The 23,280-nt window shown below is 55.9% G+C and carries 22 protein-coding genes; 8 read left to right on the forward strand and 14 right to left on the reverse strand.

All coding sequences use genetic code 11. The features are described 5' to 3' along the window. Positions 1-34 precede the first annotated feature (34 nt). The 10 genes from atpA to asnC form a co-directional block, all read right to left on the reverse strand. Entirely contained in the window at positions 35-1,576 is a 1,542-nt protein-coding gene (gene atpA, locus G9X48_RS20690) for a F0F1 ATP synthase subunit alpha (protein ID WP_004386169.1), read from the reverse strand. A gap of 12 nt (positions 1,577-1,588) precedes the next feature. Beyond that, positions 1,589-2,122 (reverse strand): F0F1 ATP synthase subunit delta, encoded by a 534-nt coding sequence (gene atpH / locus G9X48_RS20695; protein ID WP_004386170.1) that lies wholly within the window; start codon positions 2,120-2,122, stop codon positions 1,589-1,591. Between the two features lie 14 nt (positions 2,123-2,136). After that, a complete protein-coding gene (atpF, locus tag G9X48_RS20700) occupies positions 2,137-2,607 on the reverse strand; it encodes a F0F1 ATP synthase subunit B (protein ID WP_004386171.1) in 471 nt (156 codons plus the stop codon). Between the two features lie 64 nt (positions 2,608-2,671). After that, positions 2,672-2,911, reverse strand: coding sequence for a F0F1 ATP synthase subunit C (atpE, locus tag G9X48_RS20705; protein ID WP_000429386.1), 240 nt, complete (start codon positions 2,909-2,911; stop codon positions 2,672-2,674). Between the two features lie 50 nt (positions 2,912-2,961). Further along, positions 2,962-3,780 carry a F0F1 ATP synthase subunit A gene (gene atpB / locus G9X48_RS20710; protein ID WP_004386172.1) on the reverse strand — a complete coding sequence of 273 codons (819 nt, stop codon included), beginning with the start codon at positions 3,778-3,780 and terminating at the stop codon, positions 2,962-2,964. 8 nt (positions 3,781-3,788) lie between these two features. Next, entirely contained in the window at positions 3,789-4,169 is a 381-nt protein-coding gene (gene atpI / locus G9X48_RS20715; protein ID WP_007872206.1) for a F0F1 ATP synthase subunit I, read from the reverse strand. A 609-nt stretch (positions 4,170-4,778) separates the two neighbouring features. Beyond that, positions 4,779-5,402, reverse strand: a complete 624-nt coding sequence (rsmG, locus tag G9X48_RS20720) for a 16S rRNA (guanine(527)-N(7))-methyltransferase RsmG (protein WP_012126196.1) — start codon at positions 5,400-5,402, stop codon at positions 4,779-4,781. Between the two features lie 56 nt (positions 5,403-5,458). Beyond that, positions 5,459-7,348: a tRNA uridine-5-carboxymethylaminomethyl(34) synthesis enzyme MnmG gene (gene mnmG / locus G9X48_RS20725; RefSeq protein WP_097640774.1), complete on the reverse strand. Its 1,890-nt coding sequence runs from the start codon at positions 7,346-7,348 to the stop codon at positions 5,459-5,461. 380 nt (positions 7,349-7,728) lie between these two features. Continuing rightward, positions 7,729-8,169 carry an FMN-binding protein MioC gene (gene mioC, locus G9X48_RS20730; RefSeq protein ID WP_004386176.1) on the reverse strand — a complete coding sequence of 147 codons (441 nt, stop codon included), beginning with the start codon at positions 8,167-8,169 and terminating at the stop codon, positions 7,729-7,731. Between the two features lie 89 nt (positions 8,170-8,258). Continuing rightward, entirely contained in the window at positions 8,259-8,717 is a 459-nt protein-coding gene (asnC, locus tag G9X48_RS20735) for a transcriptional regulator AsnC (protein ID WP_004386178.1), read from the reverse strand. 153 nt (positions 8,718-8,870) lie between these two features. On the opposite strand from asnC, the gene asnA reads away from it, so the two are divergent. After that, positions 8,871-9,863 (forward strand): aspartate--ammonia ligase, encoded by a 993-nt coding sequence (asnA, locus tag G9X48_RS20740; protein ID WP_097640775.1) that lies wholly within the window; start codon positions 8,871-8,873, stop codon positions 9,861-9,863. Position 9,864: 1 nt separating this feature from the next. Here asnA and viaA read toward each other — a convergent pair whose 3' ends face one another. Both viaA and ravA read right to left on the reverse strand, forming a co-directional pair. Beyond that, positions 9,865-11,316 carry an ATPase RavA stimulator ViaA gene (gene viaA / locus G9X48_RS20745; protein WP_097640776.1) on the reverse strand — a complete coding sequence of 484 codons (1,452 nt, stop codon included), beginning with the start codon at positions 11,314-11,316 and terminating at the stop codon, positions 9,865-9,867. After that, a complete protein-coding gene (ravA, locus tag G9X48_RS20750; protein ID WP_004386181.1) occupies positions 11,310-12,809 on the reverse strand; it encodes an ATPase RavA in 1,500 nt (499 codons plus the stop codon). The genes viaA and ravA overlap by 7 nt, the downstream gene beginning before the upstream one ends. A 220-nt stretch (positions 12,810-13,029) precedes the next feature. Between ravA and kup the strand changes: the two genes are divergently transcribed. The 7 genes from kup to rbsR all read left to right on the forward strand — a co-directional run bounded on the left by kup (position 13,030) and on the right by rbsR (position 20,906). Then, positions 13,030-14,901: a low affinity potassium transporter Kup gene (gene kup / locus G9X48_RS20755; protein ID WP_004386183.1), complete on the forward strand. Its 1,872-nt coding sequence runs from the start codon at positions 13,030-13,032 to the stop codon at positions 14,899-14,901. 191 nt (positions 14,902-15,092) lie between these two features. Then, complete coding sequence (gene rbsD, locus G9X48_RS20760) at positions 15,093-15,512, forward strand: D-ribose pyranase (RefSeq protein ID WP_029039520.1); 420 nt, start codon at positions 15,093-15,095, stop codon at positions 15,510-15,512. 7 nt (positions 15,513-15,519) lie between these two features. Then, on the forward strand, positions 15,520-17,025 hold the full coding sequence (gene rbsA, locus G9X48_RS20765) for a ribose ABC transporter ATP-binding protein RbsA (RefSeq protein ID WP_097640778.1): 1,506 nt from the start codon (positions 15,520-15,522) through the stop codon (positions 17,023-17,025). A 7-nt stretch (positions 17,026-17,032) separates the two neighbouring features. Continuing rightward, positions 17,033-17,998, forward strand: coding sequence for a ribose ABC transporter permease (gene rbsC, locus G9X48_RS20770; protein ID WP_004386188.1), 966 nt, complete (start codon positions 17,033-17,035; stop codon positions 17,996-17,998). A 26-nt stretch (positions 17,999-18,024) separates the two neighbouring features. Beyond that, positions 18,025-18,912 carry a ribose ABC transporter substrate-binding protein RbsB gene (gene rbsB / locus G9X48_RS20775; protein ID WP_007779630.1) on the forward strand — a complete coding sequence of 296 codons (888 nt, stop codon included), beginning with the start codon at positions 18,025-18,027 and terminating at the stop codon, positions 18,910-18,912. Between the two features lie 65 nt (positions 18,913-18,977). Continuing rightward, positions 18,978-19,907 (forward strand): ribokinase, encoded by a 930-nt coding sequence (gene rbsK, locus G9X48_RS20780; RefSeq protein WP_097640779.1) that lies wholly within the window; start codon positions 18,978-18,980, stop codon positions 19,905-19,907. Between the two features lie 15 nt (positions 19,908-19,922). Next, positions 19,923-20,906 carry a ribose operon transcriptional repressor RbsR gene (rbsR, locus tag G9X48_RS20785; protein WP_161593573.1) on the forward strand — a complete coding sequence of 328 codons (984 nt, stop codon included), beginning with the start codon at positions 19,923-19,925 and terminating at the stop codon, positions 20,904-20,906. On the opposite strand, the gene mdtD is transcribed toward rbsR, so the two are convergent. Together mdtD and G9X48_RS20795 are read right to left on the reverse strand one after the other, a co-directional pair. Next, on the reverse strand, positions 20,903-22,297 hold the full coding sequence (gene mdtD, locus G9X48_RS20790; protein ID WP_097570786.1) for a multidrug transporter subunit MdtD: 1,395 nt from the start codon (positions 22,295-22,297) through the stop codon (positions 20,903-20,905). The genes rbsR and mdtD overlap by 4 nt on opposite strands. A gap of 13 nt (positions 22,298-22,310) precedes the next feature. Beyond that, on the reverse strand, positions 22,311-23,012 hold the full coding sequence (locus G9X48_RS20795; RefSeq protein WP_097640781.1) for a FadR/GntR family transcriptional regulator: 702 nt from the start codon (positions 23,010-23,012) through the stop codon (positions 22,311-22,313). Positions 23,013-23,280: the final 268 nt, after the last annotated feature.

A 23,280-nucleotide genomic window follows, 5' to 3' on the forward strand; every position in this document is an offset into this window, starting at 1 on the left:
CCTTGCGGCTTGCCTTACAGCAAGCCGCCAGACGTTACCAAGACTGGGTTGCTTTGAAGGAGTCGAGGAGGCTTTTCAGCTTGCCTTCGATCTCATCGTTATAGCCACCGGTCTGGTTGATCTCTTGCATCAGCGGAGCGTGATCACGGTCAGCGTAAGCCAGCAGAGCGGCTTCGAAGCTACCGATTTTCGCCAGTTCCACATCTTCGAGGTAACCGCGCTCCGCCGCGAACAGGACCAGGCCCTGCTGTGCAACGGACATCGGCGCGTACTGTTTCTGCTTGAGCAGTTCAGTCACTTTCTGGCCGTGGCTCAGCTGCTTACGGGTTGCTTCGTCCAGATCGGAGGCGAACTGAGAGAACGCCGCCAGTTCACGATACTGCGCCAGCGCGGTACGGATACCACCGGACAGTTTCTTGATGATCTTGGTCTGAGCAGCACCACCCACACGCGATACGGAGATACCCGGGTTAACCGCCGGACGAATACCGGAGTTAAACAGGTTGGTTTCCAGGAAGATCTGACCATCGGTAATAGAAATTACGTTGGTCGGAACGAACGCGGAAACGTCACCCGCCTGGGTTTCGATGATCGGCAGTGCGGTCAGAGAGCCGGTTTTACCTTTCACTGCACCTTTGGTGAAGTTCTCAACGTATTCCGCGTTAACACGGGATGCGCGCTCCAGCAGACGGGAGTGGAGGTAGAACACGTCGCCCGGGAATGCTTCACGTCCCGGCGGGCGACGGAGCAGCAGGGAAACCTGACGGTAAGCGACAGCCTGTTTAGACAGGTCATCGTAAACGATCAGCGCGTCTTCGCCGCGGTCACGGAAGTATTCGCCCATCGCGCAACCGGCATACGGAGCCAGGTACTGCAGCGCAGCGGATTCAGAAGCGGTCGCAACCACAACGATGGTATTGGACAGCGCACCGTGCTCTTCCAGTTTACGAACCACGTTAGCAATGGTGGACGCTTTCTGGCCGATAGCCACGTACACGCATTTGATGCCGGAATCGCGCTGGTTGATGATGGCGTCGATAGCCATCGCGGTTTTACCGGTCTGACGGTCGCCGATGATCAGTTCACGCTGACCACGACCGATTGGGATCATGGCGTCAACGGACTTATAACCGGTCTGTACAGGCTGGTCTACGGACTGACGATCGATAACGCCTGGTGCGATAACTTCGATTGGCGAGAAGCCATCGTGTTCAACCGGACCTTTACCATCGATCGGCGCGCCGAGGGTGTTAACCACACGGCCCAGCAGGCCGCGGCCAACCGGTACTTCAAGAATACGGCCAGTACATTTCACCTTCATGCCTTCGGCGAGGTCAGCGTACGGCCCCATAACCACTGCACCAACGGAGTCGCGCTCCAGGTTCAGTGCGATAGCGTAACGGTTACCCGGCAGGGAAATCATCTCACCCTGCATACAATCGGCCAGGCCGTGAATGCGGATAACACCGTCGCTTACAGAAACAATAGTACCTTCGTTATGAGCTTCGCTCACAACATTGAACTGAGCAATGCGCTGCTTGATCAGTTCGCTGATTTCGGTGGAATTCAGTTGCATGCTCCAGTCCCCTTAAGACTGCAAGACGTCTGCGAGGCGCTCAAGACGGCCGCGCACGCTGCCGTCAATGACCGTATCACCCGAACGGATGATGACGCCCGCCATTACAGACTTATCAATTTTGCAATTCAGCTTCACTTTGCGTGACAGACGTTTTTCCATCGCGGCGCTGATTTTCGCAAGCTGTTCATCGCTCAGTGCGCTGGCGGAAGTCACTTCGACTTCAACGGTAGCCTCAAGGGCTGCGCGTAACTGAATGAACTGCTCAAGAACATCAGGAAGTACCTTCAGACGGCCGTTTTCTGCCATCACCCGAATCAGGTTCTGGCCGTTGGCGTCTAACTGGTCACCACAGATTGCGATAAACGACTCAGCGAGCGTTTCTGGCGCCAGGGCGCCAGAGAGAAGCTCAGCCATCTGTTCGTTTTTGGCCACTTCAGCGGCAAACGCCAGCATATCCTGCCAGCGGTCGAGGCTTTGGTGTTCGACGGCAAAGTCAAAAGCTGCTTTGGCGTAGGGGCGAGCTACCGTTACAAATTCAGACATCAGCCCCTCCCTCCTTACAGTTCAGCGACCAGTTTATTCACGATGTCGCTGTTAGCAGCTTCATCCACGGAACGTTCAATGATCTTCTCGGCGCCAGCAACAGCCAGGATAGCAACCTGCTTGCGCAGCTCTTCACGGGCACGTTTACGCTCGGCTTCGATTTCGGCCTGGGCCTGCGCCACGATTTTGTTACGTTCCTGCTCTGCTTCAGCTTTCGCTTCGTCCAGGATCTGAGCACGGCGTTTGTTCGCCTGCTCAATAATCACCTGGGCTTCCGCTTTCGCTTTTTTCAGCTGGTCGGTCGCGTTGGACTGTGCAAGCTCCAGATCCTTTTTAGCGCGTTCTGCAGAAGACAGACCGTCAGCAATTTCTTTCTGACGTTTTTCGATGGCAGCCATAATTGGCGGCCATACATACTTCATACAGAACAGAACGAACAGGACAAACGCGATGGCCTGGCCGAGGATTGTTGCGTTAAGATTCACAGCACAATGCCTCTTATCTGGTTAATGTTCTGATATTGTCTGGAAATTCAGACAACTTCGTTTACTACGCGACGGCGAACATCACGTACAGACCCAGACCCACAGCGATCATCGGGATAGCATCCACCAGACCCATTACGATAAAGAACTGAGTACGCAGCAGAGGAATCAGATCAGGCTGGCGCGCAGCGCCTTCCAGGAATTTGCCCCCGAGGATGCCGATACCGATCGCAGCACCGATTGCCGCCAGACCCATCATCACAGCGGCAGCCATGTACAGCAGATCCATATTCAGGTTTTCCATGACAGTCTCCAGTTTGTTTCAGTTAAAACGCAGTAGTGTTGAGTAAAAAATCAATGCTCTTCAGATGCCATCGACAGATAGACAATCGTCAGAACCATGAAAATGAAGGCCTGCAACGTAATGATCAGGATGTGGAAAATGGCCCAGGGCACATTTAACAACCATTGTGACCACCACGGCAGAAGACCCGCAATCAGAATGAAAATCAGCTCACCGGCATACATGTTGCCGAACAGTCGCAGACCGAGAGAAACCGGTTTGGACAGCAGGCTCACACCTTCCAGAATCAGGTTGATCGGAATAAATACCGGGTGATTGAACGGCTGCAGCGTCAGCTCTTTAGTAAAGCCGCCAACGCCTTTCATTTTGATGCTGTAGAAAAGAATGAGGATAAATACACCAAGCGCCATGGAAAGGGTGATGTTCACGTCCGCAGACGGCACCACGCGCAGGGCCGGCAAGCCAAATACGTGCTCGCCGATGTACGGCAGCAGGTCGATAGGCAGCAAATCCATCAGGTTCATCAGGAATACCCAGACGAAAATCGTCAGGGCCAGCGGCGCAATGAGCTTGCTTTTGCCGTGGTACATGTCTTGTACGCTACCATGCACAAAGCCGATAACCAGCTCTACCGCGGTCTGGAATTTGCCCGGTACGCCGCTGGTCGCGTGTTTGGCGACTTTACGGAACAGAACCAGGAATAACAGGCCCAGCACCACCGAGAAAAACATCGAGTCGATGTTGAGCGTCCAGAAGGTGGCCGGGGGGTTATGCGGATCCACCAGCGAGAAGGTACGCAGGTCAATCTGAAGGTTATTCAGATGGTGGCCTATGTACTCCTGCGGCGTCGAGATTTCTCCTGCAGACATGATGCCTCTTACCCTTTGTTGTTAATTACAGCTGGCGCCAGTATCTGCACAACCAGCACCGAAACCCACGTCACAATCAGCGGCAAGAAAACCGCCTTCAAACACGCCAGCGCCACCACCAGCAGGGTAAAAGTCGCAATCACCTTAAACGCTTCGCCGAAGGCGAAAGACCAGGCCACGCGGCCTTTAGCGGGTGTATGCGCCTGATGACGCCAGGCAAAATTCATAAACAGCACATTCGGCAGCCACACTGCCAGCCCTCCGCATAACGCAGAGAAGCCCCAGAAAGGGTCTTTGAAGCAAAACAACAATCCTGCCGCCAGAACCGCGATGAACTGGATGAGCAGGAGCTTGCGGGCCACTTTTTTACTCATAAGCGACGCAGACATTTTGCCACTGCTCCCTTCGAGGTATGACGCGTGTCGTATAAAACGTTCTTTGACGCTCTGAGTCAAGCCTCAAAAAGCGCTCAAATTATACGGGGCGAGCACGTGATTTCAAACTATAAGTAGCCAAAAGGTGAATAAATGTTTAAATAATTTTCAGGAGGCGTTTTTTTCAAGTTTCTCTTAAATCTGAAAGCAAATGTAAAAACTGCAAATCGCGCGAAAACCTTGTGAATAAAGCGTGCACGAGATCACATTCTAAACAATTTCTGCTCAAGCTTTAGCAGATCCTTTATGAATGCGTGTTTTATAACCTTTTGAATTTAAGACGCTTTAAACCCAAAATTTTTTAAAACACCCCGAAACACGATTAAAACCTTTCATTGACATCTATGAGAAACAATTTACGCCTTATTAGCATACAGACACCTGTACATAGCGCCCTTATATTTTCATCAGTGACTATTTACCATTTGGCGCAAATGATGCTTAGTTATCCTTAAGCTGCAAACAAGTTAATAAAAAGTGAAATAAGATGTTGTAATTACGCCCCATACCTCTTTTTCTGCTGACGCAATCCCGACACCTTATTTCTACTTTTTTTGATAAATATTAAGTTCTGTTTGCTTTAAGGATAACCAGATGGCGTTCGCCATCGAGACGCGGAACAGACAGTCTGACGATTTCTTCAACAGCAAAACCTGACGGCAGCGCGCTGATTTCATCATCCGGACGCTGGCCTTTAAGAGCATAAAAACGCCCTTCTTCTCCCGGCAGATGATGGCACCAGTTCACCATATCCGAGAGCGACGCAAATGCGCGGCTGATAACGCCATCAAACGGCGGCTCGGCAGGAAAGGCTTCTACGCGGCTTTGAACCGGCGTGATGTTGTCGAGTTTCAGCTCGTGTTGCACCTGACGCAAAAAACGCACGCGCTTGCCGAGACTGTCCAGCAGCGTGAAATGGCTGTCCGGACGCACAATCGCCAGCGGAATACCCGGCAGGCCAGGGCCTGTGCCAACATCAATAAAACGGGTGCCTTTTAAGTGCGGCTCCACCACGATGCTGTCCATGATATGGCGCACCAGCATCTCGTTCGGGTCGCGTACGGAGGTGAGGTTATAAGCCTTGTTCCACTTGTTCAGCATATCGACATAGGCCACCAGCTGCGCTTTCTGGTGTTCGGGCAGCGTAATCCCTGCGTCATCAAGCAGGCGGGTCAGTGTATTCAGCACGACGGTTTTTCCATATAAAAAGGGCCAGACAAGGCTGGCCCGAAGAGCGTTTCAACTCAGGCACTGCGGCGCAGTAGCCCCTGTTTTTTCAGCCAGACCAGCAGAATCGAGATAGCGGCTGGCGTGATCCCGGAGATACGGGACGCCTGGCCAATCGATGCCGGTTTATGATCGTTAAGCTTGGCGATCACTTCATTGGAGAGGCCATTCACCTGGCGATAATCCAGCGTCGCCGGCAGCAGCGTGTTTTCGTTGCGCTGCTGTTTTTCAATCTCATCCTGCTGACGAGCGATATAGCCTTCGTATTTCACCTGGATCTCAACCTGCTCCGCCGCCTGCGCGTCATCCAGTGCCGGCGCGAAAGCCGATAGCGTCGTCAACTGAGCATAGGTCATTTCCGGGCGACGCAGCAGATCTTCACCGCTGGCTTCACGGGAGAGCGGCGCAGTGAGCATCGTGTTGATCTCCTCCACCGAGGCGGTAGACGGCGTCACCCAGGTGCTTCTCAGGCGCTGGCGCTCGCGTTCGATATTCTCAAGCTTCTCGTTGAAGCGCGCCCAGCGCGCATCGTCGACCAGTCCCATTTCGCGACCAACTTCGGTCAGGCGTAAATCGGCGTTATCTTCGCGCAGCATCAGGCGATATTCGGCACGCGAGGTGAACATGCGGTACGGCTCTTTGGTGCCGAGCGTGCAGAGGTCATCCACCAGCACGCCAAGGTAAGCCTGAGAGCGCCCCGGCGCCCAGCCCTCTTTCTCCGCCGAGTAACGGCCCGCGTTCAGACCGGCCAGCAGCCCCTGAGCCGCGGCTTCTTCGTAACCGGTCGTGCCGTTGATCTGGCCTGCGAAGAACAACCCATGGATATATTTGCTTTCGAGCGTCGGCTTCAGGTCGCGCGGATCGAAGAAATCGTACTCAATCGCGTAACCCGGGCGAACAATCTTCGCGTTCTCCATCCCTCTCATGGAACGGACGATTTGCATCTGCACGTCGAACGGCAGGCTGGTGGAGATGCCGTTCGGGTAAATTTCGTTGCTGGTCAGCCCTTCCGGCTCCAGGAAAATCTGGTGCGCGTTGCGATCGGCGAAGCGCATCACTTTATCTTCAATCGAGGGGCAGTAGCGCGGGCCGATCCCTTCAATAACCCCTGCGTACATCGGGCTGCGATCGAGGTTATTGCGGATCACGTCATGGGTTTTCTCGTTAGTGTGCGTGACGTAGCACGGCACCTGACGCGGATGCTGATCCGCCGAGCCCATGAATGAGAAGACCGGCATCGGATTGTCGCCATGCTGCTGGTCGAGCACGCTGAAATCGATAGTGCGCGCGTCAATACGCGGCGGCGTTCCGGTTTTCAGGCGGCTGACGCGCAGCGGCAGTTCGCGCAGGCGACGCGCCAGCGGTACGGAAGGCGGATCGCCCGCACGGCCGCCGCTGTAGTTATCAAGCCCGATGTGAATCTTGCCGTCGAGGAACGTACCGACCGTCAGAACAACCGCTTTCGCGCGGAATTTCAGGCCCATCTGCGTGACGGCACCGACAACGCGATCGTTTTCGACGATCAGATCGTCAACGGCCTGCTGGAAGATCATCAGGTTCGGCTGATTCTCCAGTGCAGTACGCACAGCCTGCTTGTACAGCACGCGATCCGCCTGAGCGCGGGTGGCGCGTACGGCCGGACCTTTGCTGGCGTTTAGTATCCTAAACTGGATACCCGCCTGGTCGATCGCTTTCGCCATAAGCCCGCCGAGGGCATCCACTTCCTTAACCAGATGTCCTTTACCAATACCGCCGATCGCCGGGTTGCAGGACATCTGTCCGAGCGTGTCGATATTGTGTGTCAAAAGCAGGGTCTGCTGACCCATGCGTGCAGCGGCCATTGCGGCCTCGGTACCTGCATGACCCCCGCCAATGATAATGACGTCAAAAGGATCCGGATAAAACATGTTGGTATGACCTCGCGGTTGTGCGAAAGAGGGTTAGCTAGCCCGGGGCGTGGATTCTACTCAACTTTAGCCTGGTGAGAAAGCGCCGGGATCGTTGGTATTAAAAAGAAGATCTTTTATCTAAAGGATCTGTTTTATTATGATCTCTTATTAGGATCGACATCCCTTGTGGATAACCCGGATCGCCCATTTGGGATCAAAAGGTTATCCGGGATCGCTTGCTGTGAATGATCGGTGATCCCAGACCGTATAAGCTGGGATCAGAAATGAGGGTTATACACAACTCAAAAAGCGAACAACACTTATACCTTGGATAACTACGGGTTGATCCAAGCTTTTAAGCTATTTTATCCACAGCTGAATGGCGATCATTTCGCCGATCAGAGTAAATTTTTCCATGATCCGAGCCACACCTCAGCCGGATCTTCGGGAATATCATGATCGAGAATGTTGATCTTAAGCGGTTCGCCGACGCGTTTCGCGCCGCATTCGATTAACAGCGCGTCCAGTTTCTCAATCGCCCCGCAAAACGTGTCGTATTCGCGGCTTCCTATACCGATAGCGCCGTAGCGAACCTGGCTGAGATCCGGACGCTGTTCTGCAAGCTCATCATATAAAGGTTGCAGATTGTCCGGCAGATCGCCCGCGCCATGCGTGGACGTCACGATAAGCCAGGTGCCTTCAGGCTTAAGATCCTCAAGAAGCGGGCCATGCAGCGTTTCGGTGCTAAAACCGGCGTCTTCCAGCTTTTCAGCCAGGTGCTCCGCCACATATTCCGCGCCGCCAAGAGTGCTGCCACTGATCAGGGTAATGTCTGTCATGGATGTCCGCCTTGAGTAAACGACGCGTATTGTACGCTGTGCAGGGGCTGGGATCTACCTGTGGATAATATGGGTATTAAAAAATCCCTTTATGGGCGGATAGTACGCATGATCGGGTTTTGCAGCGAGATCAACGTCTCGGTGGACTGAATTTCATCAATTGTTTGGATCTTGTTGATAAGCACCTGTTGTAATGCGTCTATCGAACGACACATTACTTTAATAAAGATGCTGTAGTGGCCGGTGGTGTAATAGGCCTCGGTCACTTCATCCAGGCTTTCCAGCTTTTCGAGCGCGGCCGGGTAATCTTTTGCACTCTTGAGAATAATGCCGATAAAGCAGCACACATCGTAACCAAGCTGTTTCGGGCTGATATCGATACGCGCGCCAGTGATGATCCCCGCCTGCTTCATTTTTTCCACGCGTACATGAATCGTGCCGGGACTGACGCCGAACTGTTTAGCGAGTTCGGCATAGGCGGTACGCGCATTCGCCATTAATGCCTCCAGAATGCCGCGGTCCAGATTATCGATCTGATAATTTTCCATACGTTTTCCTTATGTTTATTCAGTAATCGTCAGTTTCATGCCGCCTATATTATCGGATTAAAAGATGCGTGGCCTTTTTTATTGATGATTATTGAACTGGCGGGCTTTTTTATTGCTTAATCAAAAGCAACAGAGGTACAGGAGCCCTAAAAAATGAAAACCGCCTACATCACACGCCAGCGTCAGATTAGCTTTGTGAAAGCCCATTTTTCCCGCCTGCTTGAGGAGAAACTCGGTCTGCTTGAAGTGCAGGCACCGATCTTAAGCCGCGTCGGCGACGGGACGCAGGATAACCTTTCCGGCTGTGAAAAAGCGGTGCAGGTCAATGTCAAAACGCTGCCGCACGCGCAGTTTGAAGTGGTGCACTCGCTCGCGAAATGGAAGCGCAAAACGCTGGGCCAGCATGATTTCAGCGCGGGCGAAGGGCTTTATACCCATATGAAAGCGCTGCGCCCCGATGAAGACCGTCTCTCTCCGGTACACTCGGTGTATGTGGATCAGTGGGACTGGGAGCGCGTGATGGGCGACGGCGAACGCCATCTCGGTACGCTGAAGCAGACGGTGGAGAGCATCTGGTCAGCGATTAAGGAAACCGAACTGGCGGCGGCGGAGCGCTTCGGGCTGACGCCGTTCCTGCCGGACGCCATTCATTTTGTGCACAGCGAAACGCTGCAGCGCCGCTTCCCGGAGCTGGACGCCAAAGGGCGCGAGCGTGCGATTGCGAAAGAGTTGGGCGCGGTCTTCCTGATTGGCATTGGCGGGAAACTTGCCGACGGCAAACGCCACGACGTGCGCGCGCCGGATTATGATGACTGGACCACGCCGACGGAAAGCGGTTTTGCCGGGCTTAACGGCGATATCCTCGTCTGGAACCCGCTACTGGAAGACGCGTTTGAAATTTCCTCAATGGGGATCCGTGTCGATGCCGACACGCTTAAACGCCAGCTGGCGCTCACCGGCGATCAGGATCGTCTGGCGCTGGAATGGCATCAGGCGCTGCTGAACGGCGAAATGCCGCAAACGATCGGCGGCGGGATCGGTCAGTCGCGTCTCACTATGCTGCTGCTGCAACTGCCGCATATCGGTCAGGTCCAGTGCGGCGTCTGGCCGGAGCAGGTGCAGTCTACCGTCGCTGAGCTGCTGTAATTCAGCGGCGTAAACGACGCACCAGACGGCTGCGCATCCCGGTATCAAAGCGCCAGATGTGATCGAAAATGCGCATGATGCCGGGCTTGCCATGCGCGGACATCGCCACCGCGTGAAAGCGGTGCTGATGAACGCGCTGCAACTCCTTTACCTTGTTAACCACCTCATCCGGCAGCCGCTGGGCGATAAAATCGGACACCACCACCGCGTCGGCGTCGAACCACTCGCCGCCCTGTAGCTTTTCCGCAATGGCGCGAAAACAGCTCGCCAGATCGGTGCCGCCGCGAAAGCGCTGGCTCAGAAAGCGGATCGCCTGTTCGATACCGTCGCGCCCGCACAGCTCATAACGCACCACTTCGCTCGAAAACAGCATGATAAAACAGCGGCGGTTATCGGCCAGCGCAATGCGCATCAGCGCCAGACAAAACGCCTTGGCGCACTGCTCGTTAAAGCCGCCCATCGAGCCGGACGTATCCACGCAGACGATAAACGGCCCGCGCGGCTGTTCGTCATAATCCTGGCGCGTCACCGGCTGCTGCATGACTTTTTCACGCCACGCGTCGCCCTGAAGCCGGTAAGTCAGCAACTGTTTTTCCACCAGCCGCCGGTAAAACTCATATTCCAGCTCGGTAATGCCAAGCGTCGCCAGCTCCGGCGGCAGCAGGCGCAGAATATCGTCGCTGCGCTGTAAGCCGTCGACCTGTTCCGGCACGGACGCGGGTTCACGCACCAGCGTGCGGAACGTTTCCAGCGGTGCCTCTTTCTTCGGCACCGATTTCGCCTCACGCGAGCGACCGAGCTGTTCGGCAAGCTGCATCAGCTCCGGCTGGTCGGCCAGGAAATCGCCATATTTCACGATAAGCTGATAATCGCCGCGCCGCAGTTTGCCGTCGCTCATATCCCACAGACGACCGGCGGAATCTTCGTTCTCCACCAGCACCTGCTCAAGCTGGCCGCTCAGCGTCATGCGCTCCTGCACTTCGCTCAGCAGTTGCTCGCGTTCTTCCTCCAGCAACTGCTGATTAAAGGACGTCGCCTGCACGACAAGGCTTAACCGCCAGCGCTGTAGAAAGAGCGTATGCAGGGCGGGCGTAAAATACGGGTTATCGGCGATAAGCCGCTGCGCCTGGTCGGCAAACGGGGAACCGACGCGCCGCAGCAATTCGCTGATTTGCGGCAGCTGAACGATAAACTGGCTGGTGGAGAGCAACTGGCTTTTCTGATAGCCGATCACCTCTTCTTCCAGCTCTGGCGGCACGTGCGCTTCTTTAAGGCGGGTTTTAAGCTGTTCGCGCCAGCGCGGAATATCCTGGGTCAGCGCATGTTTCAGGCGGGGAAACTTTTCGAAAAAGACCGCCAGCTGCGGCGACGCCAGCAGCGCAATGACGATCTCTTCTACCAGCTCGCCTTCGCTGATAGCCAGAATCAGGTTCAGCGAATCCGCTGTCAGCATTGGCGCGCCTGTTTAATCTGCTCGCCCACGTCCTGAAGGCTGGCCTCGATGCGTCCTAACCAGTCGCTTTCGACGAACAGACATTTTTGCTGCTCGCTAAAGCGCGTATGTTGCTGGTGCCACTCGTTATCCAGATCGTCAAGCTGCTGTTTGATTTCATCCGGCATGCCGTTGGCAGACGCCGCGCCCGGCAGCGAAAGGCGCGTACCCTGCAGGCTGACGTCGCGCAGCACCAGATGCTGGCTCGCGTCCACTTCCAGATCCAGCGCCTGGGCAAAGCCGATGCCGTTCAGCTTGCCGCGGATCTCGCCGCCTTTTTGCAGCCACGTCTCCAGCGCCTCGCGCGCGAACGTCACATGGATAACGTCGATATCGTGCAGCTTCAGCGGTTTTTGCAGCAGCAGCGTCAGCGTTGGCTCCGTGAGGCTTGCGGGCAGCTGATATTGCGGACGACGGCTGAACATGCCGCTCTGCTTCTCAAGGCGCAGCGCCGTTTTATCGCTGTGCTGCTGTTCTAACTGCATGCGGCGCTGGGTGATAGCGCCAAGACGGCTCAGCATCGCGTACTGGCCCCAGGCGTGTGAGGTCATCAGCTGCGCGATTTGCTGCTGCATTAACGTCATGGCGCTGGCGTCGTGCCACAGGCAGTCTTTCAAAAGGATCAGATCGATAGGCGCCACGGCATCGCGTCCGCTGAAAAAGGCGCTGGCCTGCAACAGGCGAATGGCTTTCTTCCAGCGACGATCTGAGACATAGGGTGCGTTCGGCAGCGCATCAAGCTGCTGGCGCAGGGTGAAGATCAGCTCGAAGACGGTATCCGGCAGTTTGACGTTGCCGATGCCGGTCTGCCACTGCTGATATTCTTCATCGCTCACCTGAAGACCCGGCGGCACCGGATTTTCGTTTTCATCCTGCTGGCTCACCAGCATGGCGCGAAAGCTGTTTTTCTCCTGCACCCGGTCGAGCCACAGGCGAATCAGCATGCGGTCATAGAGCGCCTCAAGACTGCTGTCCGCTTCGGGCAGCTCGTTGGATGCGGTGACCAGCAGGCGCATCGGAATTTTTTCTTCATGCGCGCCGTTACGAAAGCGGCGTTCATTAATGGCGGTGAGAAGGGTGTTCAGAATGGCCGGGCCCGCTTTCCAGATCTCATCCAGAAATACGATTTCCGCTTCCGGCAGATAACCCGCGGTCAGACGTTCATAGCGCCCTTCATCTTTTAGCGCCTGAATGGAGAGCGGCCCGAAGACCTCTTCCGGCGTCGAGAAGCGCGTCATCAGGTATTCAAACGCGCGCGCGTGCTGAAACGCGAATTTAAGCCGCCGGGCTATCAGGCTTTTCGCAATGCCGGGCGGACCAAGCAGAAATACGCTTTCACCGCTCAGCGCCGCCAGCAGACACATCCGGATGGCGTGGCTGCGTTCAAACAGCCCTTTTTCCAGCGCTGCGCTGAGACGTGAAATTCTTTCCGCCAATAAATTGGGTTGAGCCATAATAGTTACTCTGCATTCTGACTACGCCGCCTGGTTTCTGGTGCGAGTATAGACGTTTCATATTCATGCTGATAATGGATTGATGCCATTATCTATTTGGCTTGATTTGGGTAAAGACTCGGTGATTGAGGGGTACGATTTTTTAACGAATCGTGCATACTGTGCGCTTTTTGTGGGCCAAGGGACGAAGCGCACACGGGATTTCAACGAAGACTAGTCTATGAGCACTGAGAATAAGCAATCGTTGCCAGCGATTACGCTGGCGGCCATCGGGGTGGTGTACGGTGATATCGGCACCAGCCCGCTTTATACATTACGAGAGTGTCTTTCCGGTCAGTTTGGGTTTGGCGTGGAGCGGGACGCCGTTTTTGGCTTTCTTTCTTTAATTTTCTGGCTGTTGGTTTTTGTTGTTTCTTTTAAATACCTCACCTTTGTAATGCGCGCCGACAACGCCGGCGAAGGCGGTATCCTGACGCTGATGTCGCTTGCCGGGCGCAATACCTCGGCGCGTATGACGTCGGTGCTGGTGATCCTGGGGCTTATCGGCGGCAGCTTCTTTTATGGCGAGGTGGTGATCACACCTGCGATTTCGGTGATGTCGGCCATTGAAGGTCTGGAGATCGCAGCCCCGTCGCTTGACCCGTATATCGTTCCGCTCTCGATAGTGGTACTGACGCTGCTGTTTATGATCCAGAAGCACGGTACCGGCATGGTGGGGAAACTCTTCGCACCGATTATGCTCGCCTGGTTTTTGATTCTGGCGGTGCTCGGCGCGCGCGGCATTATGAACAACCCAGAAGTGTTACAGGCGCTGAACCCAGCCTGGGCGGTGCATTTCTTCCTGGAATATAAAGCGGTTTCCTTTGCGGCGCTGGGCGCGGTGGTGCTGTCTATCACCGGCGTTGAAGCGCTGTACGCCGATATGGGGCATTTCGGTAAGCTGCCTATTCGCGTGGCGTGGTTCTCGGTGGTGTTGCCATCACTGGTGCTGAACTACTTCGGCCAGGGCGCGTTATTGCTGAAAACCCCTGAAGCCATCAAAAACCCCTTCTTCCTGTTAGCTCCCGACTGGGCGCTGATCCCGATGCTGATTCTGGCGACGCTCGCCACGGTTATTGCGTCGCAGGCGGTCATTTCCGGGGTCTTCTCGCTGACCCGCCAGGCGGTGCGTCTGGGCTATCTGTCGCCGATGCGCATTATTCACACGTCGGAGATGGAATCGGGCCAGATCTATATCCCGGTGGTGAACTGGCTGCTTTACTTCGCGGTGGTGATTGTCATCGTCAGCTTTGAGCACTCCAGCAATCTCGCGGCGGCTTACGGCATCGCGGTGACCGGTACGATGGTGCTGACCTCAATTCTGTTTGCGACCGCCGCGCGTAAAAACTGGCACTGGAGCCGCATTCTGGTGGGCCTGATGGTGACGGCGTTTCTGTGTGTTGACGTACCGCTTTTCTCGGCGAACCTGGAGAAACTTTTCTCCGGCGGCTGGCTGCCGTTAAGCCTGGGTCTGGTGATGTTCATCATTATGACGACCTGGAAAAGCGAGCGCTTCCGCCTGCTGCGCCGCATGCACGAGCACGGCAACTCGCTGGACGCGATGATCACTTCGCTTGAGAAATCGCCGCCGGTTCGCGTGCCGGGCACCGCGGTGTATATGTCGCGCGCGCTGAACGTCATTCCGTTCGCCCTGCTGCATAACCTCAAGCACAACAAAGTGCTGCATGAGCGTGTGATCCTGCTGACGCTGCGCACCGAAGACGCGCCTTACGTCCATAATGTGAAACGCGTGACGCTCGAACAGCTGTCGCCGACCTTCTGGCGCGTGGTGGCGAGCTACGGCTGGCGCGAAACGCCGAACGTGGAAGAAATTTTCCACCGCTGTGGGCTTGAGGGCTTAAGCTGCCGGATGATGGAAACCTCTTTCTTTATGTCGCACGAGTCGCTCATCATCGGCGATAAACGGCCCTGGTATTTACGCCTGCGCGGCAAGCTGTTCCTCCTCTTACAGCGCAACGCCTTACGCGCGCCAGACCAGTTCGAGATCCCGCCGAACCGCGTTATCGAGCTGGGAACACAGGTCGAGATTTAATCCTTAAGCGAAACGCCTTCCGAACTCCGGGAGGCGTTTTTTGTTGATGGGCGCGCTCTCTTTTTTTCCCAGTTTTTCCTTAAGCGAAACGTTTCGATGGCGATCACAGTTTCGCAACGTGGTGTTTGTTTATTGTTCTTTTCGCCGGATACACTCCCTGTTAGCGAAACGTTTCGCTGATGGAGCAAAAAATGAAAAAAGGCACCGTTCTTCATTCCGGCATTTCATCCGTCATCTCGCGTCTTGGCCATACGGATACCGTTGTGGTGTGTGACGCCGGGCTGCCGATTCCGTCCACGACTGAACGTATCGATCTCGCGCTGACCCAGGGCGTGCCGGGATTCTTACAGGTGGTTGATGTCGTCACGCAAGAAATGCAGGTTGAAGCGGCGATCCTCGCAGAAGAGATTAAACAGCATAATCCGCAGCTCCACGAAACGTTGCTCGGGCAGATCGAGCGGCTGCAGCAGCACCAGGGGAATACCATCACTGTTCGCTATGTTTCACATGAACAGTTCAAACTAAAAACCGCAGACAGTCAGGCGGTCATTCGCAGCGGGGAGTGTTCCCCGTATGCGAATATCATTCTCTGTGCCGGCGTCACATTCTGAGGCCGCCATGGAACCTTTACTCCAGCTCAAAGGCATTGATAAATCCTTCCCCGGCGTTAAGGCGCTTTCCGGCGCGACGCTGAATGTCTACGCCGGACGCGTGATGGCGCTGGTGGGGGAAAACGGCGCCGGTAAATCCACGCTGATGAAAGTGCTGACCGGCATCTATACCCGTGACGCCGGTTCGCTGCTCTGGCTTGGCCAGGAGACCACGTTCAGCGGGCCGAAAGCTTCCCAGGAAGCCGGTATCGGTATCATTCACCAGGAGCTGAACCTGATCCCGCAGCTCTCGATTGCGGAAAACATCTTTTTAGGGCGCGAGTTTGTCAGCCATTTCGGCAAAATCGACTGGAAAAAGATGTATGCCGAAGCCGATAAACTGCTGGCGAAGCTCAACCTGCGTTTTAACAGTCGTCGGCTGGTGGGCGAGCTGTCGATAGGCGATCAGCAGATGGTGGAAATCGCCAAAGTGCTGAGCTTTGAATCGCGCGTCATCATTATGGATGAACCCACCGACGCCCTGACCGATACCGAGACCGAATCCCTGTTCCGCGCCATCCGCGAGCTGAAAGCGCAGGGCTGCGGGATTGTCTATATCTCCCACCGCATGAAAGAGATTTTTGAGATCTGCGATGACGTGACGGTGATGCGCGACGGCCAGTTTATCGCCGAGCGTGAGGTCAGCTCGCTGACTGAAGAAACGCTGATCGAGATGATGGTGGGCCGCAAGCTTGAAGATCAATACCCGCATCTCGACAAAGCGCCGGGCGAGATCCGCCTGAAAGTCGACAACCTGAGCGGCCCTGGCGTCAACGGCGTGAGCTTTACGCTGCGTCAGGGAGAGATTCTCGGCGTGTCGGGGCTGATGGGCGCGGGCCGTACTGAACTGATGAAAGTGCTGTACGGCGCGCTGCCGCGCACGGGCGGTCGCGTTACGCTGGATAACCGCGAGGTGGTGACGCGCTCCCCGCAGGACGGGCTTGCCAACGGCATCGTTTATATCTCCGAAGACCGCAAACGCGACGGGCTGGTGCTCGGCATGTCGGTAAAAGAAAACATGTCGCTGACCGCGCTGCGCTATTTCAGCCACGACGTCGGCAGCCTGAAGCATAAAGATGAACAGCAGGCGGTGGGTGATTTTATTCGTCTCTTTAATGTTAAAACACCGTCAATGGATCAGGCCATTGGCCTGCTTTCCGGCGGCAACCAGCAGAAAGTGGCGATCGCTCGCGGGCTCATGACGCGCCCGAAAGTGCTAATCCTCGACGAGCCGACCCGCGGCGTGGACGTCGGCGCCAAAAAAGAGATTTATCAGCTCATTAACCAGTTCAAAGCCGACGGGCTGAGCATCATTCTGGTCTCGTCTGAGATGCCGGAAGTACTGGGAATGAGCGATCGCATCATGGTGATGCATGAAGGGCATCTCGGCGGTGAATTCACACGCGAGCAGGCCACCCAGGAACTGCTGATGGCGGCGGCTGTCGGCAAGCTCAATCGCGTGACCCAGGAGTAAAAGACGTATGACTACCCAGACCGTTGCGACTCGTCGCTTTTTTACAAAAGCGTGGCTGATGGAGCAAAAGTCGCTGATAGCCCTGCTGGTGCTGATTGCGATTGTCTCCACCCTGAGCCCGAATTTCTTTACCGTTAACAATATGCTGAACATTCTCCAGCAGACGTCGGTGAACGCCATCATGGCGGTCGGGATGACGCTGGTGATCCTTACCTCGGGTATCGATCTGTCCGTCGGTTCCCTGCTGGCGCTAACCGGGGCGGTCGCCGCCTCGCTCGTCGGCATTGAGGTCAACGCGCTGGTGGCGGTGGCTGCCGCCCTCGCGCTTGGCGCGGCTATCGGCGCGGTGACCGGCGTGATTGTGGCGAAGGGCCGCGTACAGGCGTTTATCGCTACGCTGGTGATGATGCTGCTGCTGCGCGGGGTGACGCTTCAGTACACCAACGGCAGCCCGGTCAGTACGGGTTTTAATGACAACGCCGATCTGTTTGGCTGGTTCGGTATTGGCCGCCCGCTGGGCGTGCCGACGCCGGTATGGATAATGGCGCTGGTGTTCCTGGTGACCTGGTATGTGCTGCATCACACCCGTCTGGGCCGCTATATCTATGCGCTCGGCGGTAATGAGGCGGCGACGCGTCTGTCTGGTATCAGCGTTAATAAAATCAAAATTATTGTTTATTCGCTGTCAGGCCTGCTGGCGTCGCTGGCGGGCGTGATAGAAGTGGCGCGTCTCTCGTCGGCGCAGCCGCTGGCGGGCGCGGGTTATGAGCTGGACGCCATCGCGGCGGTCGTGCTCGGCGGCACCAGCCTCGCCGGTGGTAAAGGTCGCATTGTTGGGACGCTGATCGGCGCGCTGATCCTCGGTTTCCTGAATAATAGTCTGAACCTCTTAGGTGTTTCTCCCTATTACCAGATGATCGTCAAAGCAGTGGTCATTTTGCTGGCGGTGCTGGTGGATAACAAAAAGCAGTAACTCATTACTCAACAGGACATCTGATTATGAATATGAAAAAGCTGGCTACACTGGTTTCCGCCGTGGCGTTAAGCGCGACCGTCAGCGCCAACGCGATGGCGAAAGACACGATTGCTCTGGTGGTTTCAACGCTGAACAACCCGTTCTTTGTGTCGCTGAAAGATGGCGCGCAGAAAGAAGCGGAAAAACTGGGTTACGAGCTGGTGGTGCTGGATTCCCAGAACAACCCGGCGAAAGAGCTGGCGAACGTGCAGGATCTGACCGTGCGCGGTACCAAACTGGTGCTGATTAACCCGACCGATTCCGACGCGGTAGGTAACGCCGTGAAGATGGCTAACCAGGCGAAAATCCCGGTCATCACCCTCGACCGTATGGCGTCGAAAGGCGAAGTGGTGAGCCATATCGCGTCTGATAACATCGCGGGCGGTAAAATCGCCGGTAACTATATTGCCAAGCAGGCCGGTGACGGCGCGAAAGTGATTGAGCTGCAGGGCATCGCAGGCACCTCTGCCGCTCGCGAGCGCGGCGAAGGCTTTAAACAGGCGGTAGAAGCGCACAAGCTGAACGTGCTGGCCAGCCAGCCGGCGGATTTCGACCGTACCAAAGGTCTGAACGTGATGCAGAACCTGCTGACCGCGCATCCTGATGTGAAAGCAGTATTCGCGCAGAACGACGAAATGGCGCTGGGCGCGCTGCGTGCGCTGCAAACCGCCGGTAAAACTGACGTTATGGTCGTTGGCTTTGACGGCACCGCCGACGGCGTGAAAGCCGTTCAGGATGGTAAGATGAGCGCGACCGTAGCGCAGCAGCCGGAGCAGATCGGCGTTATCGGCGTTCAGACCGCGGATAAAGTGCTGAAAGGCGAGAAAGTACGCGCCCGCATCCCGGTCGACCTGAAGCTGGTTATCAAATAAAACCGACATTAAGAAAAGCAGGGCAACGCGCCACAGGATGTGGCGCTTTTACAGGGATACACATCATGAAAAGCGCTGGCCAACTCGTCGTTCTCGGCAGTATCAATGCCGATCATATCCTTAACCTTGAAGCCTTCCCCGCGCCGGGCGAGACTGTCACCGGCAGCCAGTATCAGGTGGCGTTCGGCGGTAAAGGGGCCAACCAGGCCGTCGCGGCCGGGCGCAGCGGCGCGGATATCGCGTTTATCGCCTGTGTGGGTGAGGATGATATCGGCGAGCGTATCCGCCAGCAGCTTTCACGCGACAATATTGATGTCGCGCCTGTCAGCGCCGTTGCGGGCGAATCGACCGGCGTGGCGCTCATTTTCGTTAATGGCGAAGGTGAAAACGTGATCGGCATTCACGCTGGCGCGAACGCGGCGTTGACGCCCGAGCGCGTTAACGAACAGCGGGAGAAAATCGCCAACGCCCGCGCGCTGCTGATGCAGCTGGAGTCGCCGGTAGAAAGCGTTATCGCGGCCGCGCGCATTGCGCATGAACACCAGACCACTGTGATTCTTAACCCGGCCCCTGCCCGCGCGCTTTCTGACGAGCTGCTGGCGCTGGTGGATATCATTACCCCCAATGAAACCGAAGCGGAAAAACTGACCGGCGTAAAAGTCGTTGATGACGACAGCGCGGCGCAGGCCGCCAGGGTACTGCACCAGAAAGGCATTGAAACGGTCATTATTACGCTCGGCAGCCGCGGCGTATGGTTGAGCGTTAACGGCGAAGGGCAACGCGTGCCCGGCTTTCGCGTCAAAGCCGTCGATACCATCGCCGCTGGCGATACTTTTAACGGCGCGCTGATGACGGCGCTGCTGGAAGGCACGCCGATGCTTGAAGCCATTCGTTTTGCTCATGCGGCCGCGGCTATAGCCGTGACGCGCCCTGGCGCGCAGCCTTCTGTGCCGTGGCGCGATGATATTGACGCCTTCTTACAAGCGCAGGGGTAAGCCATCGTGGCGACAATGAAAGATGTCGCCCGCCTTGCGGGTGTCTCCACCTCCACCGTCTCGCACGTCATTAATAAAGATCGTTTTGTGAGTGAGGCTATCCGTTTGCGGGTGGAGGATGCCATCAGAACGCTGAATTACGCGCCGTCGGCACTGGCGCGCAGCCTGAAGCTCAACCAGACCCGTACCATCGGGATGCTGATCACGGCAAGTTCTAACCCCTTTTTCTCGGAGCTGGTGCGCGGCGTGGAGCGTAGCTGCTTCGAGCGCGGCTATAGCCTGGTGTTGTGTAATACCGATGGCGATGAGCAGCGCATGAACCGCAATCTGGAGACGCTGCTGCAAAAACGCGTCGACGGGCTGCTGCTGCTCTGCACCGAAACGCATCAGCCTTCACCCGCTATTATGAAGCGCTACCCGGCCATCCCGACCGTGATGATGGACTGGTCGCCTTTCGATGGCGGCAGCGACGTGATTCAGGACAATTCGCTTTTAGGCGGCGATATCGCCACGCGGTATTTAATCGACAAAGGCTATACGCGCATCGCTTGTGTGACTGGCCCGCTCGATAAAACGCCGGCGCGCCTGCGCCTGGAAGGGTATCGCACCGCGATGCAGCGCGCGGGCCTGCCGGTGGCAGAAGGTTATGAAGTGATCGGCGATTTCGAATTCGCGGGCGGCCTGCGGGCGATGCAGTCGCTGCTGGCGCTGTCCGAGCCGCCGCAGGCGGTATTTATGGGAAATGACGCGATGGCGGTCGGTGCCTACCAGGCGCTTTATCAGGCTGGCCTTCGCATTCCGCAGGATATCGCGCTGGTGGGCTACGACGATATCGAGCTCGCAAGCTATATGACGCCGCCGCTGACCACTATTCATCAGCCCAAAGATGAGCTGGGCGAGCTGGCCATCGATGTACTCATTCATCGCATGGCGCAGCCGGAGCTTCAGCAGCAGCGTTTGCAGTTAACGCCAGAGCTGATGGTACGCGGCTCCGCTTAGGCTTTATGGCGATCTTTTATAAGGTTACGGCCATCTTTCGGACGTAACAGCATGAAGACCAGCGATGACACCACCGTAATCACGCCCATCGTAATAAAGGTGTAGTGGAACTGCTCGACGGTATTGGCGTTATCGAACCCCTCATAGAAGCGCAGCACCGCGGCGCTGACCGCCACCCCAAGACTTATCGATAACTGTTGCGTCACGGCCAGCATACTGTTGCCGCCGCTGGCGCTTTCATCTGTGAGATCTGCAAGCGTAATGGTATTCATCGCGGTGAACTGCGTGGACATCGCAAGCCCCAGCACAAACAGCGGCAGGATCAGCAGCCAGACCTGATTATCCGGTGACTGCAGTGAGAACTGCGCAATCATCAGCCCGATAAACAGCGTGATGCCGACCAGCGTTTTTCGGTAGCCAAACCAGCGCAGCACCTGCGTCACGCCAGACTTCGCGATAATCGACCCAACCGCCGTGGGGGCCATCATGCAACCGGCGATAAAGGCCGGATAACCAAAGCCCACCTGTAGCATCAGCGGCATGAGGAACGGCACGCAGCCGGTGCCCAGACGGGAAGCGATATTCCCGGCAATGCCAACGGAAAAGGTGCGTGTTCTGAACAGAGACAGCGAAATCAGCGGCGCGCTGTGTCGGCGGGCGTGCCAGATATAAGCCATCATCAGCAATAACCCACCGGCAATAACCGCAAGCGCCATCCACGTCGAGACGATACGCTCGCCAAACAATTCCATGCCGCTTGAGAACAGCACCAGGCTCAGGCCAAACAGAAAGAAGCCGGGCATATCAAAGCGGCGACGCGGCGTGGTGAAGTTCGGCATATATTTGCGCGCGTAGAACAGTCCCGCGACGCCTATTGGGATATTAATCAGGAAGATCCAGTGCCAGCTCGCCCAGGTGACCAGCACGCCGCCAAGCAGCGGCCCGAGAATCGGGCCGACCAGGCCTGGCATTGTCACGAAATTCAGCACCGGCAGAAGTTCGCTGCGCGGATAGGCGCGCAGAAGCGCGAGGCGCGCCACCGGCATCATCATGGCCCCGCCGATACCCTGCACAATACGGAAGATGACCAGCTCACTCAATGAGCCGGACATGGCGCAGGCGAGCGAACCCAGCGTAAACAGGGAGACGGCGATCATAAAGACGCGACGGGTGCCGAAACGGTCGGCCAGCCAGCCACTGACAGGAATTAACATCGCGACCGTCAGGGTGTAGCTGATAATCGCGGACTGCATCGCCAGTGGCGAGCGGTTAAGACTTTGAGCGATAGCCGGCAGGGCGGTGTTGAGGATGGTGGCATCCAGTGCCTGCATAAAAAAGGCCATTGCCGCTATCCACGGCAGGCCCGCCATACTGCGCGCTTTTTTAGTCATGCGGATCCTGTTGTTATTTTTCCTGCGATGCGGTCGCCTGCAAAAGCGTCTGACAGGCGCGATAGGCCTCTTCGCTTTGGGAAGAAAGAATGGCGTCCGCAATCGCCTGATGAATGTCAGGCTTGATAACCTGGTTGTGCGTTATCGACGTGAAATAATTGTAATAGATGGAGCGGAACAGACTCGCGAAAGCGGTCATAAAGGGATTGCCACTCATTTCATAGATCTGTTCATGATAGGCCATGTCGGTTTCTATCCAGCGCTCGCGGTTAAACGAGATCTGTAGCGCGGCCATTTCATCAAGCGTTTTCCTGAAGCGCTGCTTTTGTTCTTCAGTACCGTTTAGCGCAGCCAGCGCGCAGGCCTGAGGCTCAAGGCTTGAGCGCATCACCAGAAAGTGATTAACCACCGTGGTGAAGGTTTCGATGCCCATCCACCAGGTCAGCAGCTCTTTATCGAGGAAGTTCCACTGGCTTTGAGGCAGCACGCGCGTACCAATACGCGGGCGCGGTAGGACCAGCCCTTTGGCCGTCAGCGTCTTAACGGCTTCTCTTACCGCCGTGCGGCTCACGCCGAACTGTTCGCCCAGCTCCATCTCGCCAGGTAAAATCTCGCCTGGCTTGAACTCTCCTTTAAGGATGCGTTGCGCCAGCTTCTCGGCCAGGACATAAGAAAGGTTCTTTTGAGCGGCCTGTTGATGCGCCAGTAACGACATAATGGCAATTCCTTCAGCTTTACTTCGCGCAGTAGTATGCCACTGCAGGGCATGATCTGATGTAAAAAACGGCAAATAACAGGCTATATGGCGGTTTTACGTGATAAATGGTGAAAAAAAGCGCGCTTGAAAACTTTTTTTAAATTTCCTCTTGTCAGCTGAGAAGAACTCCCTATAATGCGCCTCCACTGACACGGCACAACGGCAAACGAGCCGGCCCGTCAGGCAGACGAAAGCGAAAATAAACGCTTGACTCTGAAAGAGGAAA

The organism is Cronobacter sp. HA18006 (assembly GCF_011605445.1).
Classification (GTDB): Bacteria; Pseudomonadota; Gammaproteobacteria; order Enterobacterales; family Enterobacteriaceae; genus Cronobacter; species Cronobacter sakazakii.